The sequence below is a fragment of the Tenacibaculum amylolyticum genome, assembly GCF_964511145.1.
Lineage (GTDB): Bacteria > Bacteroidota > Bacteroidia > Flavobacteriales > Flavobacteriaceae > Polaribacter > Polaribacter amylolyticum.
Map to the genome: position 1 here is coordinate 66,504 of NZ_CAZEFZ010000001.1, position 13,442 is coordinate 79,945.

Here is a 13,442-nt window from a genome sequence, read left to right on the forward strand (position 1 = left end):
GGGATTTATTTTACAATAATATTTAATTTTCACTTTCCACTGTTTCAATAAGTGTACCAAAATTACTATTTCTTATTTAATTTGAGTACTTTAGAGTAAACTTTCTTTGTAATAATGAACCTCAATAATAAAACAATTTGGATAACAGGGGCGTCTTCAGGTATAGGAAAATCCCTTGCAATCCAACTTTCGAAGCAAAATACAAAATTAATATTATCTTCAAGGAATGAATCTTCTTTAAATGTAGTAAAAGAATTATGTGAGAATCCTGAAAATATAGCAATATTACCTTTGGATTTAGAAAAACATGAAGAAATGGAGTCTAAAGTAACAACTGCAATTTCATTTTTTGGCTCGGTAGATATATTAGTAAATAACGGAGGAATTAGTCAGCGTTCATTAGCAGAAGAAACTACCATTAGTGTTGATAAGCGGTTAATGGATATTAATTATTTAGGAACAGTTGCACTTACAAAAGCATTATTACCTTATTTTATTGAACAACAAAGAGGATATTTTGTGGTAACTACTAGTATTGTTGGAAAAATTGGAACACCATTTAGATCTACTTATGCTGCATCTAAACATGCATTACATGGTTTTTTCGATAGTTTACGAGCAGAAGTACATAAGTATAATATTAAAGTTACATTAGTTTGTCCTGGTTTTGTAACAACAGGTATTTCAAAAAATGCTTTAACTGGAGACGGAACAGCTCAAAATACAATGGACACAGCTACAGCTAATGGCATAGATCCAGATCGTTTTGCTAAACTAATGATGAAAGCAATTATAAAAGAAAAAGAAGAAGTTTATATTGCTGGGGCAAAAGAAAAATTAGGTGTATATGCTAAGCGATTTTACCCAAAGTTATTATCTACTATGATTCGAAAATTAAGTGTTACTTAAAAAAATCAATAGCTTCAAAATAAGTAACAATAGCTTCTTTCATTAATACAGTTTGTTCTCCAGGTTTTAAATTAGGAAGCTCTGTAAGTGTTTTATAATGTGGCCAACCATCATCATCAAAGTAATCAAACTCATAGTAACCATAAGGTTCAAGAAGTTTGCAAATAGCAATATGCATTAAATTTACTTTTTCATCTTTTTTAAATTTACGTTGTCCTTGACCTAGCTCTTGAACACCTATTAAATAAATAACACCATCTATATTTAATTCTTCTCCATCTGAAAACTGTTCAGTTAATGAAGTAATTAAAAAATCCCACTTTTCTTTTAAATTATTGACTTTAGCCATTCCTTTATAATTGTTGAGGCAAAGATACAAACGAGTTAGTTATATTTGTTAAAAATCTATTTCTATACCTATGAATATTTTTGACATTATTATTGCTTCTTTATTACTTTTTGGATTTGTTAGAGGATTAATGAAAGGTTTGTTCGTAGAGGTAGCTTCTCTGGTAGGATTGATTGCTGGGGTTTATGGAGCAATTCATTTTTCTTACTTCTTAGGAGATTGGCTAAAGAATAGTTTAGATTGGGATGAAAAGTATATTACTTTGGTTGCATTTGCAGGTACATTTGTTATTATTATTGTCGTAATAACTCTGCTAGGAAAAATTTTAACAAAGATTGCAGACTTTGCTTCGTTGGGAATCTTAAATAAATTATTAGGAGGTGTTTTTGGAGCATTAAAAATAGGCCTGATTTTAAGTGTTGTTTTTATCTTCTTCGGGAAAATGAACGATACAATTCCTTTTGTTAAAAAAGAAAGTTTAGAGGAATCTATATTATACAAACCTGTAAAAAAAATAGCTCCTATGATTTTTCCTTCAATAATAAAAGGAGATGAAAATGAGGAGACTGAAGAAGAACAAGAAGAAGAAAATACGACGACAGATTAACGTTGGATTTCTACTATTTCATATGCTGTGTTACTCATATCTTGAGTTAATTTTTCTTTGACTAATAATGTTATACTTTCTTTGTGTGCAGACTTTTTGTTTTGAGGAAGTTTTTGTTTTAAAGTATTATTAATCGACAAACATTTTTCAGTACCAGAAATTAGCGGATTCGTAATAGAACTACCTTGCTGTATCGTTTTTTTAATTAGCACTTTAATCATTGATTGTTTTCCTGTGTTTGTACAAGTACCTTTTATTATTGATACAGATACTAGCATAAAATTAGGAGAAATACTTTCCTTATAGGCTTCTCCTGCATATGTTGGTTTTGCTATTTTGTGTTTTGAAGGAGTATTTTTTTTCTGTGTGTAACAAGCTGTTGTGCAAAAAAGACAACAACTAAAGATTAATAGTTTATATACTGTATTCATAAGGAGGAATATTATTTTTTTTAAAAGAGGATGCCTGTTAGACATCCTCTATATAAAATTAACTAAAAAAGGTTGTTTTTATTTTTTTACTATTTTAAAACGTTTGTTGGTGTTCAAACCAGCTACTTTTACAAAGTAAAATCCAGTAGCCATATTCGAAGCATCCCAAGTATAACGTGTTTTAGGTTGCATGTGTAATTTTTGATGTACAAGCTTTCCTGAAATATCAAAAATAGAAAGAGATACTTCTTTATCTGTAGTGATATTACTTACATCAAAATTAAAAGCTCCTGTAGATGGATTTGGCCATGCTAATGAGTTGAAATCAATGTTTAAGGTTGTTAAAGCAGCTTCTGCTAATGCATCTTCTTCTTCAGCACCTAAGTTTACAATATCACCAAAAATTTGGAATGTTTGATCTATTGCAGGTCTACCTAAAGCAATAGTTGCAGCAGTCCAATCAAGAGCACCTGTTCCTAATAAATTCGCAGGGTCTCTAAATTTAGTTACTTGTCCTACATTATTCCCTTCTGAAGCCCAGAACCATTGGTTTCCACCAGGTAAGAAGGCTAAGTTTACATATACAGAAATCCAGTAGTTTCCACTTTCTAATCGTAAAGCTTCTGGTAATTCTATACTTAAATTAGAATCGTTACTACCAGATACTGGAGCAATTTCCCCACTATTATATATTGCATCTCCAGGTGTTCCTTCATTATCTTGATAAATAACAATAGATACACTTGTATATTCTGGAGCTCCTCTTGAGTTACCAAAGGCTAATACTCTATCAATAACCCACTCATTTCCGTTTGGAACAGTAAAGTCATCTGCAGCTTGAATTAAACCACCAAAATCTGTAATGTTTTGAGATGGAACTGAAGAAATAGGAGCATTTAATTGCTCGTAAATAGCAACTTCAGAAACAGTAACATTAAATCCAGCAGAAACTTGTTGTCCATCAGCAGTAGCAATTAATCCAATAGACGCTACACCTGCGCTATTTGGAGTATATGAAAGGGTAATTGTATTACCAGATAATTCAGCAGTTACAAGATCAGAGTTTGTATTTGTAATGCTAATATTAACAGGTAAACCTTGAGACTGTACAAATAAACCAGTAATATCTATTTCAGTATCAGCACTGTTTTCATTAACACTTACATCGTCTAAATCGCGAGCAACACTTAATGTTAATTCTGGTAATGGATTGTTTGTGATAGGGAAACGAGCACTAAATAGTCCGCTACCATGAGAAGCTACAGCAACAAAACCATCTTTTCTTGTTACTACTTCATCTGTAACAGAGTTTCCAATAGTTTGATTTTCTTTTCTCCAAACAGTATTTCTTCCATTTACATGGTCTGTATAATATAAACCAGTACTAGTAGCAGCAAATATTTTTTGATCTCTAGAGTTACGATCTCCACTAGCTCCAAGGAATGCAGTACTTCTTACAGAAGGTCCGTTTCCTGATCCATCAGGGTTTTGTTCTAAATTACCACTAATATTCGACCAAGTTTCTCCTCCATCTGTAGTCATAAATACACTAAGAATTCCGTAGTTAGAATATGTAACAATTACACGATCAGCATCAGAAGGATCTACGTTAATATCGTTTACAAAACCAGTAGGTAGTCCTTTACCTGCTGTAATGTTAACAGCTTCTTGGTTATCGATATTTGCATTATCCATTCTAAACACAAGACCATTGTTAGTTCCATAATATAGTCTATTCGCCTCTGGATATGTAGAAATATCTAACGCAGAAATTCTAGATCCAGCTGGTGTTTGAGAACTTGTAATTGCATTCCAGTTTACAGTTGCATCTGCATTAGAAAATAAAGGAATTTCATCTAAATTACTATTTCTCCAAACTGTATTACCAATAGGCATATACATAATGTTATCATTATTAGGATCTAATATAAATGGATTAACAAAAGAGAATCCAGATGCTCCTGCAGGTTTAATTTTTGTAAAAGAAGCAAATTCTCCATTATCATTAAAATTAAATCTGAATACATTCCCATTTTGAGAAGAAACATAACGTGTACGTCCATTGTCTGAAATAGCACTATATGTACCATCACCTCCAAAATCTTCACTCCAAATAGCATTAGAAGCAGTAGAGTTAGTATACCAAGTTCCATTATCTTGGAAACCTGCTACTAAATCATCTGAATTAGCTTGAGGATCGAACGCTACGTGATATGGCTGTGTAGTAATATAACCATTGTTTAAAGATTCCCATGCTACAGGTTCTGTACCATCATTTGTAGCAGTAATATCTTCAGTTAAAAATACACCACCATCATTTCCAGATAAAGCTCTATTAGGATTAGATGGGAAAAATACTAATGCATGTTGATCTGGGTGTTGGTTTGTATACAAACTAATATTGTTTAAAGGAGAATATCCAGCAATCCAGCTAGTGCTATTCACAGGAGTAGTAAATCCATCTGTAGATCTATAAATATTAGTACCACCCACAAATACCATATTGCTATTAGAAGGGTGTACTTTAACTACCATATTATAACCTCTTTGTAAATTTAAGTTTCCAACTGGATTTCCAATAGAATTTAATGGAATATTCGCAGTTAGGTTCGTCCATGGTTCTGCTACGTTTGTAGCATTATACCTGTATAATGTTGCACTTGCTCCTATTTGAGAGAGAAAATATACTGTATTTTCATTAGAAGGATCAATTCCCATTACAGTTCTTTGATACGTTGCAGGGAAGTTATCTGGAGTAATGTTTGTCCAGTTATTTCCATCTACAGATCTAAAAAAACCTCTATTAGGATTTCCGCTAGAAGCTATTGTAGCATAGATCACACCAGTTGAAGTAATCGCTACTTCTATCGTATTGTCAAATCCACCAACAAGTACTTCACTAAACGAGTTTCCACCATCTTGTGATCTGTGTAAACCATTTAAAGTAGCAACATATAAATCTCCATTTGTAGGATTAACAGCGATTGAGTTAACAATATCAAAAGGAGAAGCTGTACTAATAGTATTGTCTTGTGTAGCTCTTAAAGGTTCAAAAGTACGACCACCATCTTGAGATTTGTATAATCCAGATCCTAAATAGAAAGCTCCTCCACCAGATGCTGAATTTCCTAAACGTTCTCCAGAAGCATAGTACCATGTAAAACTTCTTGAAGGTCTAGGGTCTTGTACGATAGCTGTAATACTTGGTTCTTGGAAAATACGTGTTACTTTTCTCCAAGTTTGCCCCGTATTTTCTGATCTCCATAAACCACCAGATACACCACCAGCTAGAATAACATTTTCGTTAGTTCTATCAATTGCTAATGCTCTGGTTCTACCACCAACATTAAAAGGTCCTCTGTTTTTCCAATCCGAAAAGTTATTTCTTCCTGAAGATCTAGCACTACTTAGAAGTTTTTTTAAATCTTGATTAACGCTTATTTTCTTAGAGAATTCAACTTCTGCACTTCTAATTCCTTGAGGAATTTTACCAGTAGTTGGGTTTTTAAGCCTTTCAAAATCGTAGTTTGCTCTTTCAATAGCATTGTCTGCTTGACGTTCTATAGGTGTTTTAGTGTTTGTAGCTCCAGTTCTACTATCAAACATCTTTTGATTTTTGTACACCTGATCTTTCTTGATTTTCGGGGAATCAGTTTGGGGAACTAATTTTTGCGCGTGGGCCGAAAAGGATTGTCCCATTAAGTATAGGACGAAGATGAGGATCTTTGTCCTAAGTAATTTTAAATTCATAATTGTGATTTAAATTTTTAGTTAATTTTTAGTAAAATTAGTCTAAAAACTTAGGGAGCATTTTATTACAAATGTTAATTTTAAGATAAAACGATTATTGATTTGTAAAAATTTCAGCAACTATTATTGAATTAAATGTGTTGGTTTTGAGTGTTTTGAGTGCGGTATTGTTCATAGGTGATTTTTATGGAATAAAAAAAGCGATGAAGTTAAAATTCATCGCTTTTTTATAGAAATGAGAAAGTTTGTTATGATAACATTGTTACTTCTCCTGTTTGTAATGAATATACACCACCTACAATAGAAATTTCACCATTTTCTTCCATTTCTTGTAAGATTTTACTCTTTTCTCTAATTCTTTCAATAGTTAATCTAACATTATTTTCTACTGTTTTAGCAACAAATTCCTTGTTAGAAGAATCAGTAGCGCCATCAACTTGTTCAGATGATAATTTACAAGCAGGAACAATATTGTCTAACATTGCTGTAATGTTTCCTAATTCTACACCATCACAAGCTGCTTTTACAGCACCACAACTCTCGTGTCCTAATACAAATACTAGTTTACTTCCTGCAACAGCACAAGAATATTCCATACTACCTAAAATATCTATGTTTTCAAAGTTTCCTGCTACACGAGCAACAAATACATCTCCAACTGTTTGATCGAATACCAATTCTACTGGTACACGAGAATCTATACACGATAAAATAACGGCTTTAGGAAATTGCCCTCCAGTAGTTTGTTGTACTAAAGAAGTAACGTCTGAACCAGTTAAATTGTTTGCTACATAACGTTTGTTTCCTTCTAGTAAATCTTCTAAAACTGATTGTGGAGTTAAATCAGCTTGTAATTCTTTTGTTAATGCTGTATTTCTCATTTTAATTCTTTTAAATTAATTTAATGTTTGTCTTTTACATTTTGTTTTACCCACTCTAAACATTGAGAGAAGGTTTTAAATATGCGTTTAGATGGTATTAAATCAGGAATTATTCCAATTCTTTCCATCATATATCTAGGTTGTTCTAGAACATCTACAAAAAGTATTTGAATACCACCTTTTTCTAGGTCTATTAAAATGTCTTCTAATGCAAATAGTCCAGACTGGTCTATATATGGCATTTTTCCCATTCTAATAATTACTATTTGAGCAGTATTGGGTATTTGTTTGGCCAATTGTTGGAAATCACTTGTGGATCCAAAAAATAAAGGGCCTTTAATATGTTTAATAAATACTTCCTGAGATAAATTTTCAGGAAAATCAACTTCATCTTCCCAAGCTTCCTCTTCCAAAGGTGTAATATCTGAACGTTTAGCAGTCACATCTCCAATTTTTTTCATAAAAATTAAAGAAGCTATAACCAGTCCAATTCCTACTGCATACACTAAATCCCAAAAAGTAGATAAGAATAATACCACCAACATGATGATAACTTCTGAGCTAATTTTTAAAGGTCCTATTTTTATATCTTTAGGAAGATTTGGAATAGCACGTAAACCTTTATAATCCATTACACCAATTCCAACAGTAATTAAAACTCCAGCTAAAACAGCTGCAGGAATTTTTGATGCAATTGGTCCTAATCCTAGTAAGATAATTAAGAGCATTACACCAGCTATCATTCCTGAAAGTTTTGTTTTTCCTCCTGAATTGATATTCACTACTGTTCTAATTGTAGCTCCAGCTCCTGGAATTCCACCAAAAATAGCGGCTATTGTATTACCAATTCCTTGCCCAACTAATTCCTTATTAGGTTTGTGTTTAGTTTTGGTCATATTATCTGCTACGACCGAAGTCAATAGAGAATCAATTGCTCCTAATAGAGCTAAAGTGAACGCTGTAAAAATAAACGGTTGGATTTTTGAAAAGTCAAAACCTGTGAAGATTTCCAGATTAGGCACTGGAAAACCACTTGGAATTTCTTCAATAGGTTTATAGTCTAAGCTGAAAATCAAAGAAATTGTGGTCATTATTACCAATGCTACCAATGTGCTTGGCACTGCTGTGGTAATTCTTTTAAAACCATAAATAATCAGAATAGTTCCTAAGGCTAATAGCAATTCTAAAAAATTAATATTTTTTAAAGCTCTTGGTAATACTTTAAAAGTACCTAAAACCCCAGAAGATTCTTTTCCTGCTAAGGTTTTGGCTTCTTTCAAAATTCCTTCTTTAGTAATTTCGTTGGAACGTTTTATGGTTTCTTCAAAATTTTCAAGTACTAAAATACCATCACCAGCTTCATCCTTAAGAATGTTTTGTAAAATTATTTCCTGTGCTTGAGGTTTGAATTTATCTACAAAACTACTATCTTCTTTAGCATAATAACCTATTGATGGTAAAATCTGAGTCACTAAAATTATTACTCCAATAGCAGTCATAAAACCAGAAACTACAGGGTAAGGTATGTATCTGATGTATTTACCAAAACCTAATAGACCTAAACCAATTTGTATAATTCCTGCTAATAGAAAAATGGAAAGTATAACTGGCAATGCCTGAGTTACGTTACCATCGTTTGCTGCAATAATAGTAGCAATTACTACCATACTTACAGCTGTCATAGGAGCAGTTGGACCAGAAATTTGCGTATCTGTACCTCCAAATAAAGAAGCAAAGAATGCAATTAAAATAGCACCATATAAACCTGCACTTGGCCCTAATCCAGAGGATACACCAAATGCAAGTGCTAATGGTAATGCTACGATACCGGCAGTTATACCTCCAAAGAGGTCGCCTTTTATGTTCGAGAATATATTTTTCATAGTTCTAAGCTTATGTTATATACATAAATATAAAACTTTTTTGAATGTTAAATTTCTAATTTTCTATGCTGTTTAAGCAACTTTAGGTCTTAGTTTGAAAAACTCAATATAGCTTGGAGGATTTTCTACAACACCTCTTTCAGAAACTAGTTTAATCGTAATATTTCTCTCTTTAGCTTTGTGTGCAAAGTCTTCTAAAATTTCTATAATATCATTATCTAGATATCTCGTTTTTCTAACATCTAATTCTAAGAAAGAATCTTTAGGAAGGTTATCTAATTCTTTTAAGATAGCTCCTTTGTTAAAGAAAGTTACTTCTTCAGCTAATGTCATTTTAACGTTATGCTCGCCATTACCTTGGCTTTCTATATGTAAGAAGTGAGAATTTTGGTAGCTTTTAAGTAAAATAACTATGATTCCAACAGCAAGTCCTAATCCAATTCCTAATAATAAATCTCCAGTAATTACCATTGGTAATACCGTTGCCATAAAAGGAACAAATTGTTTCCAACCTGATTTATACATACTAGTAAATGTAGATGGTTTCGCTAATTTAAACCCTACAATGAATAATACTGCAGCTAAAACAGATAAAGGAATCTTATTTAATAATGTTGGAATTAATATAATTGAGATTAATAAGAAAAATCCGTGAATAATTGCAGACATTTTACTTCTTCCTCCAGATTGGATATTTGCAGAACTTCTAACAATTACTTGAGTAATAGGTAAACCACCAATCATACCAGATACAATATTTCCAGCTCCTTGTGCAAATAATTCTCTGTTAGTAGGTGTTACATTTTTATGTGGATCTAATTTATCTGTAGCTTCAACACATAATAATGTTTCTAAAGAAGCAACTAAGGCTATAGTAAAACCAGTAATCCATACTTCGCTATTACCAATTACGCCAAAATTAGGAAAGTTAAATTGTCCAATGAAGCTATCCAAGCTATCAGGTACAGGAACAGAAACTAATTGACTTTCTACTAAACTAAATGAACTATCCTTAGTAAGAAGATAAAAAACAATACCAACAACAACAGCTACTAAAGGCCCTTGTACTAATTGAAATATTTTTCCTTTTTTAGATAATACATTAGACCATAAAAGTAATATTCCTATAGATACAATACCTATTACTGTTGCTCCCATACTAATATTACCACTTAATAAAGCATTAACAGCATTTAATAGTCCAGATACAAGATTGTCCCATTCTACTTGTAGAAAAGAAAAATCTCCAGTTGGGTTTTTATCCATTCCAAAGAAATAAGGGATTTGCTTTAAAATGATAATGATTCCAATACCAGTTAGCATTCCTTTAATTACAGATGATGGGAAAAAATATCCAATAATACCAAGTCTTAAAACTCCAAAAAGTATTTGGATAATACCACCTATAACAACAGCTACTAAAAAATTCTTATAACCTAAAGAAGTAATAGCTACAAGTACAATAGCTGCTAAACCAGCTGCAGGACCACTAACTCCAATGTTAGAGCCACTAATACTACCAACTACTATTCCTCCTATAATCCCTGCAATTAAACCAGAGAATAATGGCGCTCCACTCGCCAATGCAATACCTAAACATAAAGGTAATGCAACAAAAAATACCACTATACTAGCGGGTAAATCATTTTTAATTGTTTTAAACATGATGAAAAAAATTGTACAACTTCTATCTTGTTAGAATTAAAGTTGTATGATTATTATATAGTTATTATTGAGTTATTGAGAGTGTAACTATATAATTCTGGTGGAGGTGATTCTAATTTTTGGGATAAAGAATTATATTCACTTAACAAATAGGCTATCTTATTTTGACATTCTATATGTTTATACGGAAGTATTTCTTCGTAAAAATGAATAATCTTTATATCTAAATCATTTGTTTTTTCTGAGTCGTCTTCTATGTCATTGATAACCAGTGAGTATTCACACCCCGTTTCTATTAAACTTAAGTAGGTAGGAAGTACCATTGAAGTGATAAACACAGTGGCGAGAAAATATGTAAATAAAAGTCTCCTCATTTCTAAGATATAAAAATAAAAAAACTTGTTAACGATCTTGTTAAAAAAGACTAAAAAATGTTTAATACTTTAATATCTCCGCTTTTTAGCCACCCAATTTTACCATCTGCCAGTCGTATTTTTTTCCAATCATCTACTTCATCCAAAACAGCTACTTTCGTTCCCTCATGAATTATAAATGCTTCTTCTGCATTTTTAGTAGGTTCGTTTTTAACAGATATTTCTGGTACAAAAACAATTGCTTCTACAGTATTCATAACCTTGTTATACTGATGATAAGTAATAGCCAAAGAAATGATTAAGAGTATAAAGCTAAAAATGCTAGTTGTGAAAAATAATCTCTTTCTAGCAGGAGTTTGTGTGAAATAATATAGAAGAAATAAAATAGCTCCAATAAAAGAAAACAATACAGTAATAACTGCCCATTGATTGTAGCTAAGCTTACTTAAGTAATTTATATTGAATTTTTGTAATGCCGATTTTGGTAATTCTTCAATTCTATCTAAAGCCAATCGTTTTGCAAAAATTAAATTATTTAGCGCATCTTCATTTAGCGGGTCTAATTGTAAAGCTTTTTCGTAATTATAAATAGACGGACCAACTTTATTTAGTTTGTAATAGCTATTCCCTAGGTTGTAGAATAATTCTGAGGAAATTTCTTTAGAAGCTACAACTTGTTCGTATAAATCAATTGCTTTTTGATATTCACCGTTTTTATACAGTGCATTTGCTTCAGAAAAAATAGTATTTGCATTTTGAGCACCAACAGTAGCTACTACTAATACAAGTAATAAAAATAACTTCTTCATCATAATTGCTTGTCTAATTGAGTGATTACTTGTTTTGCATTCTCAAATTCTTGTTTCATTTGCACGTTGTCAATTGGAGTATAACGTGCAAAATCACAATTCTTCAATACATCTATAAAATTATTGATACTAGCAGTATCTACTTTTTTATCTTCTAATATTTGAGTGATTTTATCTCTACTAATGTCAGAAGTTTCTACATATAGTTTTGCTTTTAAGTAATTATGTAGCGCTCTTTCTAAAGCTTCATAGAAAGGTTCTTTATTACCTAATTGCAATTTAGCTTCAGATAAGTATTTCTTAGCTAATCTATCTGCTTTTCGCTGTTTATTCCCAATAATATCAGCATTTCTCTCTTCGTTTTTCTTTTGTAAGATAATTGCGATTGGAATTGTAATTAGCGGTAATAATAACAAGAGATAAAAACCTATAGACTTAAAAAAGCGAGAAGGTTTGTACGGTTTTAAATCTGCTGTAGTTTGAATATACCTAAAATCTTTTCCAGTAGTTTTTACAGCTTGTTTTGCTACTTGATCTTCATTAGAAGTTGTTGGTAGTTGTTTTCCTTGCACTACATCAACATATATATCCTCAGTAGTAATAGTATGATATTTTCCTTCTTTTGGATTAAAGTAAGAAAACTCAGTTTTAGGAATTTTATATTTTCCTTTGTATTCTGGAACTACAGTATAATTATCGGTTACAGATCCACTTAAACCAGAAGCAGTAATACGAACTTTTTCTTTTCGTTCTGGTTGGTATACTTCCAATTCTTTTGGTGTTTCTATTTTAGGTAATTCAAATAATTTTAAGTTACCTTTTCCTTTTACAGAAACTTTAATTTGAGATGATTCATTTGCTTTTAATACATTTTTACTAGCAATTAAATCGTACGAAAAATCTCCCACAGCTCCAGTAAAACTCTCTGGTTTACCTTCTAGAGGTAGCTCTCTAGAAATAATAGTTTTTTTAGCAGAAGTATATTCTTTTCTAACTTGTCTAGTAATAGGATTTCCAAAAAAATCACCTCTACCAGTAGGAACAGCTACTACAATATCCATTTTCATAGGATCTATAGTCAACTTTCCGGATTTTGTAGGAATTAATAAGGCTTTGTGTAAAACGGCATAACGGTATTGTTCACCATTGTACATAGCTGTTTTTACTTGCGATCCATTATCTCTTTTGATTTCCTGATTCCAAAAACCATTGTATTGAGGAGATTCTGTTACAGCATTATCGTAAATACCTACATTATTACTGAAGTATAAACGGTATTCTACATAAATACCTTCACCCACATAAGGTTTAGATTTAGAAACTTCGGCAACTAAATGAATATTTTGTTCTGCAATGTAATCTGGATCGTTTGGGTTTTTAGGAACCTCAACAGCTTCCGTTACAATAATCTTAACCGGCTTAGATAATAATGTTTTACCATCAATTTGAATACTGGCAGGAGGAAGGTTAAACTCTCCTTTCCTTAATGGCTTTATAATATATGAGTACGATTGAGAAAAAGTAGCTTTACCATTAACCCAAGATTGGCTTACAGATTGACTTGGGCCGCCGACGATTTTAAAGTTTTTAAAATTTGGCGGTTTAAAATTATCGCCACCTTGTTTGTTAATGGCAAACTCAACACGTAAACGTTGGTTAATCCCAAGTTTGTTCTTACTTACTTTAGCTGTCAAAAGAGGCTCTTGAGAAAAAGCCGAAATAGTAAACAGCGTTATAATAAATGTAATAAACTTTACTTTCATTTGTTGATTCAAAACGAGCAA

At 31.8% G+C, this 13,442-nt stretch carries 10 protein-coding genes; 2 read left to right on the forward strand and 8 right to left on the reverse strand.

What is annotated here, in order from left to right; all coding sequences use genetic code 11:
* Positions 1 to 114: 114 nt before the first annotated feature.
* Positions 115 to 909: an SDR family oxidoreductase gene (locus ACKTTC_RS00300; protein ID WP_408037262.1), complete on the forward strand. Its 795-nt coding sequence runs from the start codon at positions 115 to 117 to the stop codon at positions 907 to 909.
* On the opposite strand, the gene ACKTTC_RS00305 is transcribed toward ACKTTC_RS00300, so the two are convergent.
* Complete coding sequence (locus tag ACKTTC_RS00305) at positions 902 to 1,258, reverse strand: hypothetical protein (RefSeq protein WP_408037263.1); 357 nt, start codon at positions 1,256 to 1,258, stop codon at positions 902 to 904. The genes ACKTTC_RS00300 and ACKTTC_RS00305 overlap by 8 nt on opposite strands.
* Positions 1,259 to 1,328: 70 nt before the next feature.
* Between ACKTTC_RS00305 and ACKTTC_RS00310 the strand changes: the two genes are divergently transcribed.
* Positions 1,329 to 1,865, forward strand: coding sequence for a CvpA family protein (locus tag ACKTTC_RS00310; RefSeq protein WP_408037264.1), 537 nt, complete (start codon positions 1,329 to 1,331; stop codon positions 1,863 to 1,865).
* Here the strand turns inward: ACKTTC_RS00310 and ACKTTC_RS00315 are convergent.
* The 7 genes from ACKTTC_RS00315 to ACKTTC_RS00345 all read right to left on the reverse strand — a co-directional run bounded on the left by ACKTTC_RS00315 (position 1,862) and on the right by ACKTTC_RS00345 (position 13,421).
* Complete coding sequence (locus ACKTTC_RS00315; protein ID WP_408037265.1) at positions 1,862 to 2,296, reverse strand: hypothetical protein; 435 nt, start codon at positions 2,294 to 2,296, stop codon at positions 1,862 to 1,864. The genes ACKTTC_RS00310 and ACKTTC_RS00315 overlap by 4 nt on opposite strands.
* A gap of 78 nt (positions 2,297 to 2,374) precedes the next feature.
* Entirely contained in the window at positions 2,375 to 5,902 is a 3,528-nt protein-coding gene (locus ACKTTC_RS00320; protein WP_408037266.1) for a T9SS type A sorting domain-containing protein, read from the reverse strand.
* Between the two features lie 392 nt (positions 5,903 to 6,294).
* Positions 6,295 to 6,927: a carbonic anhydrase family protein gene (locus ACKTTC_RS00325; RefSeq protein WP_408037267.1), complete on the reverse strand. Its 633-nt coding sequence runs from the start codon at positions 6,925 to 6,927 to the stop codon at positions 6,295 to 6,297.
* A 20-nt stretch (positions 6,928 to 6,947) separates the two neighbouring features.
* Entirely contained in the window at positions 6,948 to 8,810 is a 1,863-nt protein-coding gene (locus ACKTTC_RS00330; protein ID WP_408037268.1) for a SulP family inorganic anion transporter, read from the reverse strand.
* 72 nt (positions 8,811 to 8,882) lie between these two features.
* Complete coding sequence (locus tag ACKTTC_RS00335; RefSeq protein ID WP_408037269.1) at positions 8,883 to 10,475, reverse strand: SulP family inorganic anion transporter; 1,593 nt, start codon at positions 10,473 to 10,475, stop codon at positions 8,883 to 8,885.
* Positions 10,476 to 10,899: 424 nt separating this feature from the next.
* Positions 10,900 to 11,661 carry a tetratricopeptide repeat protein gene (locus ACKTTC_RS00340; RefSeq protein WP_408037270.1) on the reverse strand — a complete coding sequence of 254 codons (762 nt, stop codon included), beginning with the start codon at positions 11,659 to 11,661 and terminating at the stop codon, positions 10,900 to 10,902.
* Positions 11,658 to 13,421: a BatD family protein gene (locus ACKTTC_RS00345; protein ID WP_408037272.1), complete on the reverse strand. Its 1,764-nt coding sequence runs from the start codon at positions 13,419 to 13,421 to the stop codon at positions 11,658 to 11,660. The genes ACKTTC_RS00340 and ACKTTC_RS00345 overlap by 4 nt, the downstream gene beginning before the upstream one ends.
* Positions 13,422 to 13,442: the final 21 nt, after the last annotated feature.